19 protein-coding genes, 1 tRNA gene and 1 pseudogene are annotated in these 20,752 nt (G+C 61.0%); 12 read left to right on the top strand and 9 right to left on the bottom strand.

Annotation, left to right across the window (positions count from 1 at the left end; translation table 11 throughout):
* Positions 1-104 precede the first annotated feature (104 nt).
* From J2046_RS16065 to J2046_RS16080, 4 genes are all read right to left on the bottom strand, one after another.
* Positions 105-179, bottom strand: a tRNA-Gly gene (locus tag J2046_RS16065).
* 193 nt (positions 180-372) lie between these two features.
* Complete coding sequence (locus J2046_RS16070; RefSeq protein WP_210053445.1) at positions 373-1,026, bottom strand: Isoquinoline 1-oxidoreductase subunit; 654 nt, start codon at positions 1,024-1,026, stop codon at positions 373-375.
* A 13-nt stretch (positions 1,027-1,039) separates the two neighbouring features.
* Entirely contained in the window at positions 1,040-3,193 is a 2,154-nt protein-coding gene (locus J2046_RS16075) for a xanthine dehydrogenase family protein molybdopterin-binding subunit (RefSeq protein WP_210053447.1), read from the bottom strand.
* A 3-nt stretch (positions 3,194-3,196) separates the two neighbouring features.
* Positions 3,197-3,655 (bottom strand): (2Fe-2S)-binding protein, encoded by a 459-nt coding sequence (locus tag J2046_RS16080; protein ID WP_037157263.1) that lies wholly within the window; start codon positions 3,653-3,655, stop codon positions 3,197-3,199.
* A 306-nt stretch (positions 3,656-3,961) separates the two neighbouring features.
* Between J2046_RS16080 and J2046_RS16085 the strand changes: the two genes are divergently transcribed.
* From J2046_RS16085 to J2046_RS16100, 4 genes are all read left to right on the top strand, one after another.
* Positions 3,962-4,471, top strand: a complete 510-nt coding sequence (locus tag J2046_RS16085; protein WP_210053449.1) for a prolyl-tRNA synthetase associated domain-containing protein — start codon at positions 3,962-3,964, stop codon at positions 4,469-4,471.
* Positions 4,472-4,525: 54 nt separating this feature from the next.
* The gene (gene trxA, locus J2046_RS16090) at positions 4,526-5,515 is read left to right on the top strand and encodes a thioredoxin (protein WP_210053451.1); all 990 of its coding nucleotides are present in this window, start codon (positions 4,526-4,528) and stop codon (positions 5,513-5,515) included.
* A gap of 107 nt (positions 5,516-5,622) precedes the next feature.
* Entirely contained in the window at positions 5,623-6,300 is a 678-nt protein-coding gene (locus J2046_RS16095) for an LON peptidase substrate-binding domain-containing protein (RefSeq protein ID WP_210053454.1), read from the top strand.
* A gap of 7 nt (positions 6,301-6,307) precedes the next feature.
* Positions 6,308-6,496, top strand: a complete 189-nt coding sequence (locus J2046_RS16100; RefSeq protein WP_037156625.1) for a Trm112 family protein — start codon at positions 6,308-6,310, stop codon at positions 6,494-6,496.
* A gap of 94 nt (positions 6,497-6,590) precedes the next feature.
* On the opposite strand, the pseudogene J2046_RS16105 reads toward J2046_RS16100, so the two are convergent.
* Positions 6,591-7,808 (bottom strand): annotated as a pseudogene (locus tag J2046_RS16105) (ubiquinone biosynthesis hydroxylase); the annotation flags it as partial.
* A gap of 84 nt (positions 7,809-7,892) precedes the next feature.
* On the opposite strand from J2046_RS16105, the gene tesB reads away from it, so the two are divergent.
* The 6 genes from tesB (at position 7,893) to J2046_RS16135 (ending at position 15,311) form a co-directional block, all read left to right on the top strand.
* Positions 7,893-8,777: an acyl-CoA thioesterase II gene (tesB, locus tag J2046_RS16110; RefSeq protein ID WP_210053458.1), complete on the top strand. Its 885-nt coding sequence runs from the start codon at positions 7,893-7,895 to the stop codon at positions 8,775-8,777.
* A gap of 212 nt (positions 8,778-8,989) precedes the next feature.
* Positions 8,990-9,340, top strand: coding sequence for a P-II family nitrogen regulator (locus J2046_RS16115; protein WP_037156631.1), 351 nt, complete (start codon positions 8,990-8,992; stop codon positions 9,338-9,340).
* 30 nt (positions 9,341-9,370) lie between these two features.
* A complete protein-coding gene (locus J2046_RS16120; protein ID WP_210053460.1) occupies positions 9,371-10,732 on the top strand; it encodes an ammonium transporter in 1,362 nt (453 codons plus the stop codon).
* 243 nt (positions 10,733-10,975) lie between these two features.
* Positions 10,976-13,666 (top strand): FtsK/SpoIIIE family DNA translocase, encoded by a 2,691-nt coding sequence (locus J2046_RS16125; RefSeq protein ID WP_210053462.1) that lies wholly within the window; start codon positions 10,976-10,978, stop codon positions 13,664-13,666.
* A gap of 75 nt (positions 13,667-13,741) precedes the next feature.
* Entirely contained in the window at positions 13,742-14,401 is a 660-nt protein-coding gene (locus J2046_RS16130; RefSeq protein WP_210053464.1) for an outer membrane lipoprotein carrier protein LolA, read from the top strand.
* A gap of 106 nt (positions 14,402-14,507) precedes the next feature.
* Complete coding sequence (locus J2046_RS16135) at positions 14,508-15,311, top strand: exodeoxyribonuclease III (RefSeq protein WP_210053466.1); 804 nt, start codon at positions 14,508-14,510, stop codon at positions 15,309-15,311.
* A 166-nt stretch (positions 15,312-15,477) separates the two neighbouring features.
* Here J2046_RS16135 and J2046_RS16140 read toward each other — a convergent pair whose 3' ends face one another.
* Together J2046_RS16140 and J2046_RS16145 are read right to left on the bottom strand one after the other, a co-directional pair.
* A complete protein-coding gene (locus tag J2046_RS16140) occupies positions 15,478-15,933 on the bottom strand; it encodes a cyclic nucleotide-binding domain-containing protein (RefSeq protein ID WP_210053468.1) in 456 nt (151 codons plus the stop codon).
* 17 nt (positions 15,934-15,950) lie between these two features.
* The gene (locus tag J2046_RS16145; RefSeq protein WP_037156642.1) at positions 15,951-16,634 is read right to left on the bottom strand and encodes a response regulator transcription factor; all 684 of its coding nucleotides are present in this window, start codon (positions 16,632-16,634) and stop codon (positions 15,951-15,953) included.
* A gap of 237 nt (positions 16,635-16,871) precedes the next feature.
* Between J2046_RS16145 and J2046_RS16150 the strand changes: the two genes are divergently transcribed.
* Positions 16,872-17,420 carry a L,D-transpeptidase family protein gene (locus tag J2046_RS16150; protein WP_325169765.1) on the top strand — a complete coding sequence of 183 codons (549 nt, stop codon included), beginning with the start codon at positions 16,872-16,874 and terminating at the stop codon, positions 17,418-17,420.
* Positions 17,421-17,437: 17 nt separating this feature from the next.
* On the opposite strand, the gene J2046_RS16155 is transcribed toward J2046_RS16150, so the two are convergent.
* Positions 17,438-17,986 (bottom strand): SixA phosphatase family protein, encoded by a 549-nt coding sequence (locus tag J2046_RS16155; RefSeq protein WP_210053470.1) that lies wholly within the window; start codon positions 17,984-17,986, stop codon positions 17,438-17,440.
* Between the two features lie 111 nt (positions 17,987-18,097).
* The gene (leuC, locus tag J2046_RS16160; protein WP_210053472.1) at positions 18,098-19,507 is read right to left on the bottom strand and encodes a 3-isopropylmalate dehydratase large subunit; all 1,410 of its coding nucleotides are present in this window, start codon (positions 19,505-19,507) and stop codon (positions 18,098-18,100) included.
* Between the two features lie 321 nt (positions 19,508-19,828).
* Here leuC and ppk2 point away from each other — a divergent pair, with 321 nt between their 5' ends.
* On the top strand, positions 19,829-20,743 hold the full coding sequence (gene ppk2, locus J2046_RS16165; protein WP_210053475.1) for a polyphosphate kinase 2: 915 nt from the start codon (positions 19,829-19,831) through the stop codon (positions 20,741-20,743).
* Positions 20,744-20,752: the final 9 nt, after the last annotated feature.

A 20,752-nucleotide genomic window follows, 5' to 3' on the forward strand; every position in this document is an offset into this window, starting at 1 on the left:
CAGCGAACTTTGCAAACCATCGACAATCCGTTCGGCACGAGATTGTCACCCATGTCTTAGGGACGATCTGTTACCTATGTCTCCGGTATGGACAAGAGAAAAACTGGAGCGGGCGATGGGATTCGAACCCACGACCCCAACCTTGGCAAGGTTGTGCTCTACCCCTGAGCTACACCCGCTCATCAAGCCACCGGTCCGGGGTAGATCGCTTGGACCGTGGGTCGCGGCTGTTGCCGACGACGGGCGCTATATGGCCCAGACTTTTTTCAAATGCAACAGGGAAATGACGATTGGCGGCAAGAAAAATCGCGATCCGCCCAAACTCCTGACAAACCGCCGGTTCCGCACGTGAACCGGCGGCCGCTTTGTGCCTCAGGAGGTGGGACAGGCCGCGCCGGTTTTCACCCAGGCATCGATGAGTTCGCCGAATTCAGCCTGCGTGCCCGGCACCGGTTCGCGGCCGGCGCCGGGTGCCCAGCCCCAGCCGACGAGTTCGTCATGCGCCATGTGCTCGACCAGTTCGTCCATGGTCATCTCGCCATTGCGTGCCGGATCCTTGATCTGCTGACAGATCTGGCCAAGCGTCTTGCCTTCCCAGGCCATTTCGATCGGCGCAAGGTGCCAGGCAGGATTGCCCGGGATGCTCTTGATCGTGTCTGCCTGGCCCACGACCGGAATATTCTCGGCGCCGTGGCAGGTCGTGCACTGCATGCCGGGCAGACCCATACCGCCATCGCCGCGGAAGACCGGCGGCTGATGCGGGCGCATCGACGCGCCCTGCAGCGGCCGGTCGGTGGCAGGATGACAGTTTACGCAGCGCGGGTGCTGGATGACCTTGCCCGCTTCCTGGAAGAGCGCCACCGAGCGTTCCTGCTCGCTGGCGATCGACTGGAAGGAGGCGGCTGGCTTCAGCGTCCTGGCATCGGCCTGGGCGTCCTGCGCCACCGAGACGGGTGACAGCGCCATGCCGGCACCCACGAAAAGACAGGCGGCGGCAACGCCGGTGAATGCAAGTTTCCAATTCATCGGGCGTTGATCCTCAAGCCGAAACAATGTTGACGATCGGGAGCTTCCTGACAGGTGCGCCCGTGAGGCGCCGCCAGGCATTGGCAACCGCCGGGCCGACGGGCGGCACGCCCGGTTCGCCGACGCCGGTCGGCTTTTCGGTCGACTTGATGATCTCCACCTCCACATCCGGCATCTCGTTGATCCGGATGGACCGGTAGTCGTGGAAGTTCGACTGGATAATCTTGCCGCCCTTGCCGAGTGTCACCGCATCGAAGAGGACTGCCCCGAGGCCGTAGCCGATACCACCCTCCATCTGTGCCTTGATGACGTTCGGGTTGACGGCCATTCCGCAATCGACCGCACACCAGACCTTGTGGACATGCGGAGCGCCATCGGTCCCGACCGAGACTTCGACGACCTGACCAACATAGGTGCTGAAGCTCTCGACCACCGCAACGCCGCGAGCGCGGCCTTCCGGCACGTGTCCGCCCCAGTTCGCCATCTCGGCGGCCTTCCGGAGCACACCTGCATGGCGTGGCTCCTCTTTCAGGAGGGCAAGCCGCCCCTCGACAGGGTCCCTGCCGATCTTCTCGAAGAGTTCGTCCACGAAAGTCTCGACCGCGAAGCCCGTATGCGTGTGGCCGACCGAACGCCACCAGAGCGGCGGCACGGCGAGTGGAACGTTGTGTGAGGTTACCTTCAGGTTGGGGATCGCATAGGGCAGGTTCGAAGCACCTTCGACCGATGTCTGATCGAGATCGGCCTTGCCCATGATCGACTGACCGACGATCACCTGTTCCCAGGCCATGATCTCGCCATCAGCATTGATCGCGCCGCGCATCCTGTGAGCATACATCGGGCGATAGAAGCCGCCGCGAATGTCGTCCTCGCGGGTCCACATATGCTTCAAGGGACGGCTGCGGTCGCTGGCGGCGTAAACCGACGCCGCTTCCTGCATATAGGGCGAGCCAAACTGCGCCCTGCGGCCGAAACTGCCGCCGGCGAGCTGGGTGTTGACCCGCACTTTCGATTCGTCGAGTCCGAGAATTTGGGCGGTCGTCGCCTGGTCCATGCCCGGGAACTGCGCACCGTTGTAGATATCCACCGAGCCGTCATCCGCCTTGATGAAGACGGCGTCCAGCGGTTCCATCGGTGCGTGCGCCAGGAAGGGGAAGACGATCTCGGCTTCCACCGTCTGCAGACCTGATGCGTTGAAGGCTTCCTCAACATTGCCTTTGCCGGCTGCTTCAAGCCCCTTCTCGCGGAAGAGTTTGACATAGTCGGCGGACAGTTCCTCCGAGGAGCGGGTCTCGGCCTTGGAGAGATCCCATTCGACGCTCAGCGCATCGCGGCCCTTGAGCGCGGCGAAGGTGTTTTCCGCATAGACAGCGACGCCTTGAGGCACCTGCTTCACGTCGACGACGCCCTGCACCTTGCGGGCTTCGGTATCGTCGAAGCTCTTTACCGTCGCACCGAAATGCTCCGGGTGGGCGACCACTGCGATCAGAAGGTTGTCCGGGGTGATATCGAGCGTGAAGATCGCCGAACCATTCGTCTTGCCAAGCGTGTCAAGCTTCGGCAGATCGGTGCCGATCAGCACGAAATCCTTCGGGTCCTTGAGCTTCGGCTCCGCAGGGGGAGTTTGTAGGGCCGCCTTTTCGGCGAATGCCCCGAAACCGCTCTCCCTGTTGGATGCGGCATGTCTGATGCGGCCCTTTTCGACAGTGATCTCGGAAGCGGGGACCTTCCAGTCGTCGGCCGCGGCGGCAACCAGCATGGCACGCGCGGTCGCGCCGGCTTTCCGCATCTGCTCATAGGCATTGGCGATCGAACTCGAACCGCCGGTGCCCTGCAGGCCGAAGAGCAGGTTTGCATAGATCTTGTTGTCCGTCGGCGAGTGAACGGCGCGCATCTGGCCCCAGTCGGCGTCGAGCTCCTCGGCAACCAGTGTTGCGAGGCCGGTGAACGGGCCCTGGCCGAATTCGATATGCTTCGACAGCACCGTCACCGTGTCGTCGGTGCCGATCTTCACGAAGGCGTTCATCGGGGTCAGTGCTGAATCTCCGCCCGCTTGTACGCCGGTCGGCGCTGCGGCAAGAAACTTGGGTGCGATCGCCACGCCGATGAGAAGGCCCGAGCCGGCCAGAAAGCCGCGGCGGGTTGCAGCGATATCATGCAGTGTCATGGCTCAGCCCTCCATCGAATTGGCGGCGTTGTGGATCGCCGCCCGGATGCGATGATAGGTGGCGCATCGACAGATATTGCCGGTCATCGCCCCGTCGATATCCGCATCCGTCGGCTTCGGCACCATCTGGAGCAGGGCGACCGCCGACATGATCTGCCCGGATTGACAGTAACCGCATTGGGGCACGTCCAGGCCAGCCCAGGCGGTCTTGATGGCTTCGGCTTCTTTTCCGGAAACGCCCTCGATCGTGATGACCTCGGAGCCTTCGACCACCGAGATCGGCAAGATGCACGAGCGGTGCGGCATGCCGTCGAGATGCACGGTGCATGCGCCGCATTGGGCTATTCCGCAGCCATACTTCGTTCCGGTGAGTTTTTCGAAATCACGAATGACCCAGAGGAGGGGCGTGTCGGGGTCGCCGTCGAACGTTCGTTCCTGTCCGTTGAGCGTGAAGGTGACCATGAGCGGACCTTTCTTGTGAGAAGCCGGCAAGCTGCGCCGGGGGATGGATGAAAGCGGCTATTATCGGCCGAAAGCCGATATTCGGGACGCGGAAAACGATGCGCCGGAATCAAATGAAAAATTGAGGCTTCTTATTTTTATGATGTTTGTGGAGGCCGCTCCAATCGGATGACCCTCCGGTTAGATTAGGTTGGTCGAACAGCTTGGCAAGATCAAGCGTCTCACGAAATCGTGTGCACTTGCTTGGCCGGCGGCAACATTGGGGTTATAGTTCGCCTGCCCACCAACAGAGCCCACCCCTCAAGAATGACCGACACCGCTCCGAAAACCGCCGAGGACCTGTTCCGTTTCCTCGACAGCCTCAACATCTCCCATTCCACCAAGACCCACCCGCCGGTCTTTACCGTGGCGGAATCGGAAAGCCTGCGTGACGAGATTCCCGGGGGCCATACCAAGAACCTCTTCATAAAAGACAAGAAGGACCGGTATTTTGTCCTGACGGTGGAAGAGAACGCCACGGTCGATCTGAAGACGGTTCACAAGGTGATCGGCGCCGCAGGCCGCGTCTCTTTCGGCAGGCCGGAAAAGCTGATGGAATATCTCGGCGTCATTCCGGGGTCGGTGACGATATTCGGCGCCTTCAACGATACCGGGCGACATGTTACCTTCGTGCTGGATGAAGACCTTATGAGGCACGGCATCATCAATGGTCATCCGCTATCGAACGACGCCACGACATCGATCGGCCGCGACGATCTCATCCGCTTTCTGGGGGCAACCGGCCACACGCCGCTTGTCTTGAAAGTGACAGACTGACATACGATCTTTGTGGCCAAGATAGAACCATAAAGCGTTCCCTGGAGAGCATTCATGAGCGGTACAGACAACCCCTATGGCGGTTCCTTCGGCGCCAGCGGCTATGGCGGGCAGATGACCGCTTCGGCGAAGTACGGCGCGGAACCTGCCGCGACCTCAGCTGGCGGTTCCCCTATCAAAGATACGACGACGGCCGGCTTCGCCAAGGATGTCATCGAGGAATCGCGCGGTCAGCCGGTCCTTGTGGATTTTTGGGCGCCCTGGTGCGGCCCCTGCAAGCAGCTCACGCCCATTCTCGAAAAGGTGGTCAATGAAGGCAAGGGTCGGGTCAAGCTCGTCAAGATGAACATCGACGATCATCCGTCGATCCCTGGCCAGCTCGGCATCCAGTCGATTCCGGCCGTCATTGCTTTTGTCGACGGCCGTCCCGTCGATGGGTTCATGGGGGCAGTTCCGGAAAGCCAGGTACGCCAGTTCATCGACCGGATTGCGGGGCCCGCCGGCGCCGATCAGGCGGCCGAGATTGACGCGGCGCTTGCCGAAGCCGAGACGATGCTTGCCGGCGGTGATGTCCAAGGGGCAGCCCAGCTCTATGGAGCGGTACTCCAGGCCGATCCGGAAAATGCAAAGGCCGCGGCAGGCATGATGCAGTGCCTGATCGCCATGGGCGATATGGCCCGCGCAAGTCAGATGCTCGCATCGCTTCCGGAGACCCTTTCCAAGGACCCGGCAATCCAGGCGGTTGCCAGGAAGCTCGAACAGATCGAGGAGGCTCGCAAGCTCGGCGATCCGGCCTCGCTGGAGCATAGGCTCGCGCTGAACCCGGACGATCACGAGGCACGTTTGATGCTTTCGAAGATCCTGAATGTTCAAGGCAAGCGCGAGGAGGCTGCCGAGCACCTGCTGATGATCATGCGCAAGGATCGCAGCTTCGATGATGACGGTGCGCGCCGCCAGCTTCTGGAGTTCTTCGAAGTCTGGGGGCCGAAGGATCCGGCCACGATTTCCGCCCGCCGCCGCCTGTCCTCGATCCTCTTTTCGTAAGCGGGGATCGATTCGGCCAGGGAACGGTCTTGCGTTCTTCTGCTGGTGCCCCACATTAACTTGAGCGGCGACGGATTTTGACCCGTCGTCTGGGAGGTGTCGGTCCCATGCATGTGGGAAATGCGCGATATGTGAAGCGAGAGGATCTGCCGGGAACGGTTCCCGTTTTTCCGTTGACGGGTGCTCTGCTTTTGCCTGGCGGCCAGCTGCCTCTCAACATCTTCGAGCCGCGCTATCTTGCAATGTTCGATGCGGCGCTTGCATCCGACCGGTTGATCGGCATCGTCCAGCCGTCACTTCTGGAGACCGGCGATCCTGCGGAAAGCCCTCGGCCCGCACTGTCGAGCGTCGGTTGCATCGGTCGCATCACGTCCTTTGCAGAGACAGGTGATGGCCGCTATATCACCTCGATCAGCGGTGTGTGCCGTTTCCGGCTGCTTGAGGAAGTGGGGGAGGGTCATCCCTATCGCACCTTCAAGATCGCGCCATTCATGACCGATCTTTCGGCAGAAGATGATGAGAGCACCGTCGATCGCGGCGAACTTCTGCGCGTCTTCCGGGCCTATCTCGATGCCAACAAGCTCGAAGCGGACTGGGAAAGCGTCGAGCGCGCCGGCAACCGCACGCTCGTCAATTCGCTTTCCATGATGTCGCCTTTCGGTCCGGCCGAGAAGCAAGCCCTGCTCGAAGCCCCCGACCTCAAAACCCGCGCCGAAACCCTGATCGCCATCACGGAAATCTTCCTGGCGCGGGAGTTGAGCGATACCGACACGATACTCCAGTAAGGCTGTCATGGACGAGAAGCTCAGCAAGGTTGATCCCAAGCTCCTCGACCTGCTCGTCTGTCCGCTGACCAAGGGGCGGCTATCCTTCAACCGTGAGACCAACGAACTGATCTCGCAGGCGGCGCAGTTGGCCTATCCGATCCGCGATGGCATCCCGATCATGCTGGTTTCCGAGGCTCGCCGGATCGAGGACTGAGGCCTGTCCTTATCCCTTAAATGCCCCTAACCCTCCCCCCGCAGGCGGGAGAGGGGCTGGGAACCGGATAAGGAGGAATGCGCTGGCCGGCGCCTCAGATTGCCTGCCCGGCCAGCAATTTCGGTCCGCCCTCGCCGGTTTTACCCGCTGCCTGATCGACAAAGTAGCCCTTGAGCCTTGGCAGGCGGTCGACGATGCCGAGACCGAAGTCGCGGGCAATGCGGATCGGGGTGATATCGTTCGAGAACAGGCGGTTCAGGACGTCGGTCGTGACCCCCATGCGGAACGTGTCGAAGCGCCGCCAGGACTGGTAGCGCTCCAGCACATTCAGCGCTCCGACATCGAGGCCGAGCCGGTCGGCTTCCACGACCGTCTCGGCAAGTGCTGCGACATCCTTGAAGCCGAGATTGAGGCCCTGGCCGGAGATCGGGTGGATCCCATGCGCGGCATCGCCGGCAAGAGCGAAGCGCGGTGCGACAAAAGCACGTGCCAGCGTCAGGCCGAGCGGGAAGGCGCGCCGTCCGCCGACCAGCCGCAATTCGCCGAGCTTGTGGCCGAAGCGCCGCTGCAGTTCCTCCTCGAACACCAGGTCGTCGGAGGCGACCAGGCGCTCCGCTTCCGGCGTCCGCTCGGTCCAGACGAGAGACGAGCGGTTGTCGGTGAGGGGCAGGATGGCGAAGGGGCCGGAGGGCAGGAAATGCTCTTCCGCCACGCCCTCGTGCGGCCGCTCATGGGCAACCGTCGCAACGATACCGGATTGGCCGTAGTCCCAGGTAACGGTCCTGATGCCGGCCATGTCCCGGAGTTTGGAGCGCACGCCGTCGCAGGCGACGAGCAGGCGGGTTTCAATGACGGAGCCATCCGAAAGGGAAACGGTGCAACGGGTGCTTTCCGTCACAAAGCCGGTGACGGAAAAGCCATGCCGGATGGATATGCCGAGCCGTTCCGCCACTCCGCGCAGCGCCCTGACGATCGTGACATTCGGGATCATGTGAGCGAAGGGCCGGCCTTCCTCGGCTTCTCCCTCAAATGTCAGGAAGACCGGTCTCACGGGGTCGGACGTGCGGCTGTCGGTCACGATCATGCTGTTGATCGGCTGGGCGTCGGGTGCGATTTCGTCCCAGACGCCGAATACTTCGAGCATGCGTGTCGCCGCGGCGATGATGGCGGAAGCGCGCTCGTCTTTCTCCCAGGCGCCCGCCGGCGCGGCCTCGACCACTTCGACCTTCAGATGCGGAGCCGCCTGCTTGACCGCGACCGCGACCGCGAGGCCCACATAACCACCGCCTGCAACCAGCATATCCAGCATCGGCTTAAGCTCCCGTGAGACTTGAGAATATCATGCCATCCATATAGACCATCGGTTAGCTGCTTCCTATCGCCGGAGTTCGTCATAATGTCGCGTCAGGCCGAATCTTCGTCCCCCATGGAGCAGTTGATCGCGACGCTGGACGTCGAGAAGCTCGAGGAGAATCTCTATCGCGGCCTCAGCCCGGACGTCGGCTGGCAAAGAGTCTTTGGCGGCCAGGTCATCGCCCAGGCATTGATGGGCGCCCAGCGCACCGTGCAAGTCGATCGTTTCGTTCACTCGCTGCATGCCTATTTCATGCGCCCGGGCGATCCTTCCGTGCCGATCCTCTATCAGGTGGAGCGCATTCGGGATGGATCAAGCTTTACGACGAGGCGGGTGGTGGCCATACAGCACGGCAAGGCGATCTTCTCCATGTCGGCTTCCTTTCAGATCGAGGAGGGAGGGTACGAGCACCAGATCGACATGCCTTCCGTCACTCAGCCGGAGGATCTGATGGGGGAGAAAGAGTTCAAGGCGCTTTTCCTCGAGCACGCTCCGGAAGCAGTTCGGCGGTATTGGAGCCGGGAGCGACCGATCGAAGTGCGGCCGACCTCGCTTCTTCACTATCTGACCAGGGACAAGCTCGAACCACGTCAGGACATCTGGGTGCGAACGGTCGGCGAGGTGCCGGCCGACCGCCACTATCAGGCTGCCGTGCTTGCCTACCTCTCCGATATGACGCTGCTCGATGCCTCCCTCTATCCGCATGGCACGTCGATCTTCGATCCGGCGCTTCAGGCCGCGAGCCTTGACCATGCCATGTGGTTTCATCGGCCTGTCACATTCGAGGACTGGCTGCTCTATACGCAGGATAGTCCGAGTGCGTCTGGTGCCCGCGGCATGACCCGCGGCAGCCTCTACACGCGTTCCGGCGCGCTGATCGCTTCCGTTGCGCAGGAAGGATTGATTCGGAAAAAGGCAAATGAATAATAATTGTGCAAATTTTGAAATTTGCACAAGTTTTGGCCGCCTTTGCGCCATCCAAATGCCCGTTTCTTGGAACTGTTTCCAGAAATCTTTACTTTTCAATAAGTTATAGCTGTCTTCGAATCTGGCACGCCCTTTGAATGTATCCTTCCAGTCGCTGTCATGATCTGCCGGCGATGAGGAGAGTCGGCCTGCATGCCGAGGACAAACAAAGGATGGGAAGCCAGATGAAAATCGTGATGGCCATAATCAAGCCGTTCAAGCTGGATGAGGTGCGCGAAGCCCTCACGGCTGTCGGTATCCAGGGCCTGACCGTCACCGAAGTCAAAGGTTACGGACGCCAGAAGGGACATACCGAAATCTATCGCGGCACCGAATATGCCGTAAGTTTTCTGCCGAAACTGAAGATCGAAATCGCTGTCCCCTCCGACCTCGTCGACAAGGCCGTGGAAGCGATCGCCTCGGCCGCCAAGACCGGCCAGATCGGTGATGGCAAGATCTTCGTTTATTCGATCGAGCAGGCCGTGCGCATCCGTACCGGCGAAACCAACACAGAAGCGCTTTGAAGCACGGGCTGACAGGGGAGTTCTCAAGCTATGCAATTTAACAAGATTTCTATGATCGGGCGCATGGGTGCGGCCGTTGGCGCTTTGCTTGCGCCGGTGGTTGCCTTTGCACAGGAAGCTGCGCCGGCGGCTGCCGAGGCTGCCGCGGCCGCTCCGGTTCCGGACAAGGGCGACACCGCCTTCATGTTCATTTCCACCCTTCTCGTGTTGTTCATGCTGATGCCGGGCATTGCGCTCTTCTACGGCGGCCTGGTGCGTGCCAAGAACATGTTGTCCGTGCTCATGCAATGCACAGTCGCCGGTTCGGCCATCATGCTGGCCTGGGTCATCTATGGCTATTCCTTCGCCTTCGGGGGCGGGACCTCTCCCTTCTGGGGCGGCACGGCCAAGATGTTCCTTTCCGGCGTGACCATGGACTCCACGGCTGCGACCTTCTCCGACGGCGTCGTCATTCCGGAGTTCATTTTCGTGATGTTCCAGATGACCTTCGCAGCGCTGACGCCTGCCCTGATCGTCGGTGCTTTTGCAGAACGCATCAAGTTCTCCGCCTCCATTCTGTTCTGCCTGCTCTGGGTCACCTTCGTTTATTTCCCGATCGCCCATATGGTATGGGATGCGAACGGCCTTCTGTTCGGCTGGGGTGCGCTTGACTTCGCCGGCGGCACGGTCGTTCACATCAACGCCGGTCTTGCCGGTTTGATCGGCGCGATCATGATCGGCAAGCGTACCGGTTACGGCAAGGATATGATGGCACCGCACTCCATGACGCTTACGCTTGTAGGCGCTGCAATGCTGTGGGTCGGCTGGTTCGGCTTCAACGCCGGTTCCAACCTCGAAGCTTCCGGTGGCGCGATGCTGGCAACCGTAAACACCTTCGTTGCCACAGCTGCGGCCGTCATCTCCTGGTGCATCGTTGAAACCTTCACCCGCGGCAAGGCTTCCCTGCTGGGTGCTGTCTCCGGCATGATCGCCGGTCTGGTTGCCATTACCCCGGCAGCCGGCATTGCCGGTCCGATGGGAGCGATCATCATGGGTCTGATCGTATCGCCGCTTTGCTATTTCTTCGTTTCGGTCATCAAGAACAAGTTCGGCTATGACGACACGGCAGACGTGTTCGGCATCCATGGCGTGGGCGGTTTCTTTGGCGCGCTCGCCACCGGCATCTTCGCTTCGTCGTCGCTGGGCGGCATTGGTTACGCCGATGGCGTCACCATGGGCGGCCAGTTCATGACGCAGCTCTATGCCGTCATCATCACCATCGCCTGGTGCGGTGTCGGTTCGGTCATCCTTTACAAGATCACGGATGTCATCGTCGGCCTGCGCGTCACCGTGGAAGCCGAGCGCGAAGGCCTCGACCTCGCCACCCACGGCGAAGCCGCCTACCACTCCTGATCCGGAACTGGCGGTGGCGGTTATCGCCGCCGCTCTTGGTCCCGTCGCAGCTTCCCCCCGAAGCTGCATTCGCCCGGACTTCGGTCCGGGCCTTTTTATTCGTATTTTCAGGTCTTCCGCCGTTCATCGTGGTTAAAGCCGCATTAACTATCGCTGCGCTAATCTTCGACGGAACTGTGTGAATTGGCCGGCGTCTGCCGATTCGCGCGAAGGGTTGCGTTCCAAGGATAGCGGACAGACACGATGGGCAGAAGCAGTTCGGCGGCTATGGCAAACCGGTCAACCCGCCTGGTACTCACCGCCTTCGTCTGGAGGCAGGCGCTTGCGCTCGCCGGTTTCGGCATCTTCATTGCGCTGGCGCTCGCGGTTGCGGCTTTGGCCACCTGGAATGTCGCAGATCCGAGCTTTTCCTACGCGACCGATAACGCCCCCACCAATATCCTCGGCTTTCCCGGCGCTGCCTTTGCCGACCTGATGATGCAGTTCCTGGGACTTGCCAGCCTTGTGTCGCTTTTGCCGGTGCTTGCCTTCGCGCTAGCGTTGATATCCGGCCGCACCTATCATCGCATTCCGGCCCGGCTTGCAGCGTGGGGGGGCGGCACATTGCTCGCATCGGCCACGCTCGGATGTTTTCCCGCCCCGCCCACCTGGCCGATCCCGAATGGCATCGGCGGCGTCATCGGCGACATGATCTTGCGGTTTCCCGCGCTTTTCGTCGGTGCCTATCCGACCGGCATGGTCGCAATCGTGCTCGGCTGCATCTTCACGATTCCCTGCGTCTGGCTGATGCTCTTTGCGGCCGGCCTGGTAGGCGCAGCTTTCGATGAAAACGCCGAAGACGACGATCAGCCGGTGGCAGCCGCAAAGACCCGTTCCAAGCGCGAGGAAGTGGATGATGAGGACGATGAAGAGGGCGGCTTTGCCGGTTTCCTGGCATTCGGCGCGCTCACCCATTACTGGTATATAGCCCAGGCGCGGCTCCGTCGCCTTGCCGGCATCAAGCCCCGGGCCCGCTCGGGTTTCGATCAGCCCTACGATTTCAACGAGGATGAGTTCGGCACTCTGAATGAGCCGGTCCGCGCCAAGACGTCTGTCGTGACTGGCGGACGTCGTCTGGAGCCCTCTCTCGACGGTCCTGCGGAGCGAGTCGCCGGTTCGCGCCGGATCGTGGCGTCGCCGCCGATTGCCGCTCATGACGACGATGACTATGATGACGATCCGCCATTCGACATGGATGATATGCCGCCGCGTCCAGCCGGCATACTGTCGGACGACGACGATGACGCGCCATTCGTCTCCTCCCGCGCACCTCTGGCCGGTCGCGTGCAACCGCGTATAGCGCCGGCTGCCGCGCCGCCGAAGCCCAGCGCTCGCGTGGCCCGTGAAGCTCAAGCCTCGTTCATTTCCCCGGACGGCTTCCAGCTTCCCTCCGTTCATCTTCTCAATGAGCCGAAGGCCGTTGCCCGCGATGCATCGCTCTCGGCAGACGCACTGGAGCAGAACGCCCGCCTGTTGGAAGGTGTGCTCGAGGATTTCGGCGTCAAGGGCGAGATCATCCACGTCCGTCCCGGCCCGGTCGTCACGCTCTACGAACTTGAACCCGCCCCGGGCATCAAATCCTCGCGCGTGATCGGTCTGGCGGACGATATCGCCCGTTCGATGAGCGCGATCGCCGCCCGCGTCGCGGTCGTTCCCGGCCGCAATGCGATCGGCATCGAATTGCCGAACCGCACCCGCGAGACGGTCTATCTCAGGGAGATGATCGGCAGCAAGGATTTCGAGGGCAGCAAGGCGAAGCTTGCCATGGCGCTCGGCAAGACGATCGGTGGCGAACCGGTCGTGGCCGATCTTGCCAAGATGCCGCATCTTCTGGTCGCCGGCACGACCGGTTCGGGTAAATCGGTCGCCATCAACACCATGATCCTTTCGCTTCTCTACCGTTACACGCCGGAGAAGTGCCGCCTGATCATGATCGACCCGAAGATGCTCGAACTTTCCGTCTATGACGGCATTCCGCATCTGCTTTCGCCGGTTGTCACCGACCCGAAGAAGGCGGTCGTTGCGCTCAAATGGACCGTCCGCGAGATGGAAGAGCGCTACAAGAAGATGTCGAAGATCGGCGTGCGCAATATCGACGGTTTCAACAGCCGCGTCGAGCAGGCGATGGAAAAGGGCGAGATCCTGACCCGTACCGTGCAGACCGGCTTCGACCGGCAGACGGGCGAGGCTGTCTACGAGACGGAGGAATTCGATCTCGAGCCGATGCCCTATATCGTCGTGATCATCGACGAGATGGCCGACCTGATGATGGTCGCGGGCAAGGATATCGAAGGGGCCGTGCAGCGTCTGGCGCAAATGGCGCGTGCGGCCGGCATCCACGTCATCATGGCGACACAGCGCCCCTCGGTTGACGTCATCACCGGTACGATCAAGGCGAACTTCCCGACCCGAATCTCCTTCCAGGTGACGTCAAAGATTGACAGCCGCACCATTCTCGGCGAACAGGGTGCGGAACAGCTTCTCGGCATGGGCGACATGCTCTACATGGCCGGTGGCGGCCGTATCCAGCGCGTCCATGGTCCTTTCGTTTCCGATACGGAAGTGGAGGACATCGTCGCCTACTTGAAAACGCAGGGTGCGCCCCAATATCTTGACGCGATCACGGCCGACGACGACGAGGACGGGGATGGCGGAGGCCCCGCAGGCACCTCCAACCTGTCCGATTCGGATGATCCGTACGATCAGGCGGTGGCGATCGTGCTGCGCGACGGCAAGGCTTCCACCTCTTATATCCAGCGCCGTCTCGGCATCGGCTACAACCGGGCGGCTTCGCTCATCGAGCGGATGGAGCAGGAGGGGCTTATCGGGCCGGCCAACCATGCCGGCAAGCGCGAAATCCTCGTGCCGACCGAAGGCGATATTCTCGACCGGTAAGGCTTTCGTGATAAACGAAAGTTGGCCATCAAGCCGCCGCCTTTCGCACGGAGGAATATACGGAAGGAGACCTGAATGAAGAACGAAAAAACCATCCTTTCAAATTTCCGTTCAAACGCGATCGGCCGCAGGCAGTTTTCTCTCGGGCTTGCGGGATTGGCGGCGGCGACATTTGCGCCGGGCCTGGGCTTTGCCCAGGGCGCTCCCGGCTCGGTTGCGGCGCAGAAGATCGCCGATCATTTCTCGTCGGTCAAAACCATGATGGGCGAGTTCGTCCAGTTCGGTCCGCGCGGCGAGCAGACCGGCGGCAAGTTCTATATCGAGCGGCCGGGCAAGCTGCGCTTCAATTTCGAGGATCCGTCACCGATCCGGGTGATCGCCGATGGCAAGAATGTCGTGATCGGCAACCTCAAGCTCAAGACGTGGGACATCTACCCGCTCTCCAAGACGCCGCTCAGCCTGCTGCTTGCCAACCGCATCGATCTCGGCAACCAGATGGTCCGCGATGTCGAGGAAGAGTCCGATCTCACCACCATCGTGCTCGGCAACAAGACGGTGTTCGGCGATTCGACCATCACCATGATGTTCGATTCGAAGACCTATGACCTGCGCCAGTGGACGATCACCGACGCCCAGAACAAGGACACGTCGGTGATGATCTACAATGTCCAGAACGGCGTGAAATTCGACGAGAAGGTCTTCACCATTCCCTATGCGGAAGTCAGGAAGATGTAGCGCCGAGCGCTGTTCGAAACGAAGGGCCATATGGAAAGCGTGGCCCTTTTCGCTTCTCACGGCATGAAAAATTTCCTAAACCTCGGCAACACGTCGAGGTTTAATCATGACATTTTCCATCGCCACCTGGAACATCAATTCCGTTCGGCTGCGCATGCCGATCGTCGAGCAGTTCCTCGTCCGCCACAAGCCGGATATCCTCTGCCTGCAGGAGATCAAATGCCGGGAGGCGGAATTTCCGCTGCAGCCGCTCAAGGATCTGGGTTACCGGCACATTATTATTCACGGTCAGAAGGGATATCATGGCGTCGCCATCGCCTCGAAAGTGCCGCTCGTTGAAGATCACCGACAGGATTATTGCGGCGTCGGCGACGCCCGGCATATTTCGGCGATCTTCGAACGTGGTCCGCGGCGAATCCGGCTCCATAATTTCTATGTGCCGGCTGGCGGCGACGAGCCCGATCGGTCGATCAACCCCAAGTTCGGCCACAAGCTCGACTTCATCGAGGAGATGAAGGCGCTGAAGGCGGATGCGGTGCCCGGCATTTCCTCCATTCTCGTCGGCGATCTCAACATCGCGCCGCTGGAACACGACGTCTGGTCGCACAAGCAGCTCCTGAAGATCGTCAGCCATACGCCGGTCGAAACCGAGGGTATGAAGGAGGTCATCCGGCAGGGCGGCTGGCTCGATCTCATGCGCCATCACACACCGGAACCGACAAAGATCTACACGTGGTGGAGCTATCGTGCCAAGGACTGGGAGGCGGCCGACAAGGGCCGCCGGCTCGACCACATCTGGTCATCGCCCGACCTCGGACCGTTCCTCGACCGCATCGACGTGCTGAAGGAAGCGCGCGGCTGGAACCAGCCTTCCGACCACGTGCCGGTGACGGCGGTATTCAAGTTTTGACACTTTAGGTTGCGATTGCCTTTGTCCCTCACCCTAACCGTTGCGGGGAGAGGGAACGTGCCACATGCACCGTTGAGAATGAAGGAGACGGCGCGGCATACTTCCTCCTCCTCGCGAGCGGGGCAAAGGTGCCGGCAGGCGAATGAGGGGCAAAATCAAACGCGGTTTAAGCGAACCTATGGCCCATCGCTGCTGCCGCCTTGGCGAGGCTGGCGATATTGTCGCGGATGCGGCTCTCGATCACCCTGCCGACTTCAGGATATTCTTCCAGAAGACGGTGGAACAGCGTCCGGCTGATTTTCAGCGCTTCGGACTCCGTGATCGCCAGGGCCGTGAACTTCCGCTCCACCATGGTGACGAGCGCGAGTTCTGACAATAGCGTGCCGGGACCGACCGTCGCCTCCACTTTCATCTCGCCGTTGCGGTCCGACATCAGCAGTTCAAAGCGTCCCTTTGCAACGATGAATGCTGATTCCGCCGGCGACTTCTCTCGGAACAGTTCCTGGCCGGGCGCCACCTGCCGCCGCTCCGCCCCAAATGCGACAAGGCGAAGCTGGTCGCTGTTCATGTTCTTGAACAGCGGAACCTGGGACAACAGGCGGATATCTTCGGCGAGAGACATGGGTCAGGTCCTGCCTGTCACGGGACGATCTTGTAGCCGCCGTTTTCGGTAACCAGGATTTCGGCGCTGGAAGGGTCGCGCTCGATCTTCTGACGCAGGCGGTAGACATGGGTTTCCAGCGTGTGGGTGGTGACGCCGGAATTGTAGCCCCAGACTTCCTCGAGCAGCACGTCGCGGGTCACGACCTTCTGGCCGGCGCGGTAGAGATAGCGGATGATCGCTGCTTCCTTTTCGGTCAGCCGGATCTTCTTCCCGTCCTCGGTGGTGAGCAGTTTCTGGCTCGGCTTGAAGAGATAGGGGCCGACCGTGAACGTTGCGTCCTCGCTCTGCTCGTACTGACGAAGCTGCGCGCGGATACGCGCCAGCAGAACTGCGAAGCGGAAGGGCTTGGTGACATAGTCGTTGGCGCCAGCTTCGAGCCCGAGGATCGTATCGGAATCAGTATCGTGGCCGGTCAGCATGATGATCGGCGCCTTGAAGCCATTCTTGCGCAGGAGCTTCACCGCCTCGCGCCCGTCCATGTCCGGCAGGCCGACATCCATGATCAGGAGATCGATCTGGGCGCTCTTGGCCGTTTGCAGCGCCTTGGCGGCATTCGGCTCCTGAAGGATCGAGAACTCATCGTAAAACGACAGTTGCTCGACCAGTGTCTCGCGCAGATCGTCGTCGTCATCCACCAGGAGTATCGTGCGGGCTGCCATGCTTCCTGCCTTTCGTCTTGTTCGCGTCGGCGGCTGCAATTTCCGCGTGCCGAGCGCGATCAGAGTCTTCGATCTAAATCCCTACAGCATCGACCTGAAAATCGAAATCGATTTTCGGAAGGCAAGATGCCTCGAGTCAAATATGGTAGAGCGTTGTGCGTCCATAAGGACGCGCGACGCTCTCATGTGCTATGAATTCAAACGAAATCATATTCAAAGCAAAAACTTGTGAGAAAAATACAGCGTTTTCGCGGTCCGGGCCGCAAGCCGAATGTGATCGCCGTCAGGACGGCGCCGCGCGATCGCCGGCGAGCGATCGTCTCCTTCGGCGGTATCGTAATGCCGGCAGCGATCGGGCGCGCCGGTACAAGTGCCTTCAAGCGGGAAGGAGACGGCGCGACGCCGATTGCCGCGATGCCCCTTCTTTATGGTTTCGTGCGTGGCGAGCGGGTGCGACTGTCGCCGACGGCCTTGCCAATCAGGCGCATTCGGAAGAACATGCTGTGGTGCGACCAGCCGGATCACCCTTCCTACAATCGCCTCGTCAAGGCGCCCTTCCGGCCGAGCCATGAAGAGATGATACGCGCCGACGGGCTTTACGATATCTGTCTCGTGCTCGACTGGAACACCACTGCGCGACGCCGCCATCGCGGTTCGGCGATCTTCTTCCACCTGATCAAGCCCGGCTACCAGCCGACCGCCGGCTGCATTGCCGTCAGCCTGCGGGACATGCAGCGGCTCATCCGGTTCATGCGGAAGGGAACGGCCGTGCAAGTGATCGGCTGATTCCGGGGCGCCGTTGCTCACTCAAGGGAACGTGGCGTGACAAAGCGCTCCAGGCGACCTGACCCCTTGCCCATGCTTTGCCAGTCTGCCGCGTCGAAATCGATCACGGCAAGGCCGGCGGTCGGGTATTTCTCCGCCATCGCCTGTCGGGCGTCTGCATTGCCCGTCCCGATCAGGGTGAGCGCAAGTTGTTCGATGCCGGGATTGTGCCCGATGATCAGAACGCTGCGGCAACCGGGTTCGACTTGCGCCAGGATATCGAGAATCGTCGTTGCAGGTGCGGCATAGAGTTCGAAGAGATTGCGCGCTTCCACGTCCCTGGGCAACTTTTCGCGAACCAGTGCCCAGGTCTCCTGCGTGCGTCGTGCCGTGGATATGAGGGCAAGATCCGGGATCAGCCCTTCATGGGCCATATAGTCGCCCATCAGCGAAGCGGCTTTGCTGCCGCGTGTCGCGAGAGGCCGTTCCTTGTCCGCCACGCCTTGCGGCCAGGCTGATTTCGCATGCCGCAGGAGGATCAGCCTGCGGTCCGTTTCATTCGACTGTTTTTGCGGTCGCTTGGACATGGTGGCCATTATGAGGGCAAAGCGGACGCTTGTCTGCCTTTCAGGCCAGCATCAACAAAAAATGCCGCCCGCGGAACGGGCGGCATGCGTCTGATCTCATGCGGCGAATGATTACTTCCACCCGCGGATATCGACGAAGTGACCGGCGATCGCGGCTGCGGCGGCCATGGCCGGCGAGACGAGATGGGTGCGGCCCTTGTAGCCCTGGCGGCCCTCGAAATTGCGGTTCGAGGTGGAGGCGCAGCGTTCGCCCGGCTTCAGACGGTCGTCGTTCATCGCAAGGCACATGGAGCATCCCGGCTCACGCCATTCGAAACCGGCTTCCTTGAAGATCTTGTCGAGGCCTTCGGCTTCCGCCTGTTCCTTGACGATGCCCGAGCCCGGTACGATCATGGCATTGACCGTGGAGGCCACCTTCCTGCCTTCGACGACCTTTGCGGCGGCGCGCAGGTCCTCGATGCGGCCATTGGTGCAGGAACCGATGAAGACACGGTCGACCGCGATGTCGGTCATCTTCGTGCCCGGCTTCAGGCCCATATATTCCAGTGCACGCCACTTGGAAGCGCGCTTCGTCTCGTCCTGGATGTCGTCCGGGTTCGGGACCACGCCCTGGACGGAGACGACGTCTTCGGGTGAGGAGCCCCAGGATACGATTGGCGGCAGGTTGGCGGCATCGAGCACGACGACCTTGTCGAAATGTGCGCCTTCATCCGTCTTCAGCGTCTTCCAGTAGTCGAGCGCCATGTCCCAGGCCTTGCCCTTCGGGGCGCGGGGCTTGTCCTTGATATAGGCGAAGGTCGTTTCATCCGGCGCGATCAGGCCGGCGCGGGCGCCGCCTTCGATCGTCATGTTGCAGACCGTCATACGGCCTTCCATGGAGAGCGAGCGGATCGCTTCGCCGGCGAATTCGATGACGTGGCCGGTGCCGCCGGCAGTGCCGATCTCGCCGATGATCGCGAGGATGATGTCCTTGGCGGTGACGCCCGGCGGAAGCTGGCCATCGACGCGCACCAGCATGTTCTTCGCCTTCTTCTGCACCAGCGTCTGGGTGGCGAGAACATGCTCGACTTCGGACGTGCCGATACCGTGCGCCAGCGCGCCGAAAGCACCATGCGTCGAGGTATGGCTGTCACCGCAGACGATCGTCATGCCGGGCAGGGTGAAGCCCTGTTCGGGACCGACGATATGGACGATGCCCTGGCGGACGTCCTTTTCGGAATAATACTCGACGCCGAAATCCTTGGCGTTCTGGGCGAGCGCCTCCACCTGGATGCGGCTTTCCTCGTTCTTGATGCCTTCGTGGCGGTCGGCGGTGGTCGGCACGTTGTGGTCGACGACGGCGAGCGTCTTTTCAGGCGCGCGGACCTTGCGGCCGGCCATGCGCAGGCCTTCGAAAGCTTGCGGCGACGTCACTTCGTGCACGAGGTGACGGTCGATGTAGAGAAGACAGGTGCCGTTTTCGTCTTCGGAGACGACGTGGTCGTCCCAGATCTTGTCGTAAAGGGTGCGGGGTGCGCTCATGGCTGCTATCCGTAAAGCTGAATGGAACGAGGGATGAGGGTCCGGCAGCCGCAGGCTGCCTTCAAGCTGAAAAAGATCAGCTAAGTCGGTCGCAAAGCGCCCCAGAAACGCGCGCGAAGAAGCGTGCCGGCAGGCGTTTGTGGTCCTGCAGCACGATGAACTGGTTCGCGAGGCATCCGAATTTCGATCCCATGGCGGCTTCCATATCAGTTTCCGGTGAAATCGGCAATGGAGTTGCGTTGCAGAGGACATGTCGCATCGCTGTCATAAAGTTTTCGCCGAAACGTGCTTGATCTGGCCTTCCAAACGGAGGGATGCCTAATGTCCGAACCCATTCACGAACAGCTCAGCCGCATCAAGGAAGAGATTGCCGACAGCTTCGATGAAGAGCTGGAAATGCAGATGGAGGAAGATCAGCTTGATGAGCTGGTCGTCGAGGGCATGTCAGGCCCCGCCGAGCAAACGCTGGACCGCAGGATCTATTTCCGCGAGCTCTTCCGTCTCCAGCATGAGCTTGTCCGCCTGCAGGATTGGGTCCAGTACAAGAAGCTGAAGATGGTGGTGATTTTCGAGGGCCGCGATTCCGCCGGCAAGGGCGGGGCGATCAAACGCGTCACCCAGCGACTCAATCCGCGTGTCTGCCGCGTCGTGGCACTCCCGGCCCCGACCGAGCGCGAGCAGAACCAGTGGTATTTCCAGCGCTATGTGCCGCACCTGCCGACGGCCGGCGAAATGGTGATGTTCGACCGCTCCTGGTATAACCGCGCCGGTGTCGAGCGGGTCATGGGCTTCTGCACGGCGGACGAGCTGGAGGAATTCTTTCGCTCAGTGCCGGAATTCGAGCGCATGCTTGTCCGCTCCGGCATCATTCTCCTCAAATACTGGTTCTCGATCACCGACGAGGAGCAGGAATTCCGCTTCAAGATGCGCATCCACGACCCGCTGAAGCAGTGGAAGCTCTCCCCGATGGACCTCGAAAGCCGCGTTCACTGGGAGGAATATACCAAGGCCAAGGAGGAGATGATGGAGCGCACCCACATTCCGGAAGCGCCGTGGTGGGTCGTGCAGGCCGTCGACAAGAAGAGGGCACGGCTCAACATGATCGCCCACCTTCTTGCGCAGGTTCCTTACGAGACGGTGCCGAAAGAGACGGTCATGCTTCCCGAACGCGTCCGCCATCCGGACTATATCCGTCATCCGGTGCCGGCGGACATGTACGTTCCGGAAGCCTACTGAGCCGGGCTG

Origin of the sequence: Neorhizobium petrolearium (assembly GCF_017873175.1) — a bacterium.
GTDB lineage: Bacteria > Pseudomonadota > Alphaproteobacteria > Rhizobiales > Rhizobiaceae > Neorhizobium > Neorhizobium petrolearium.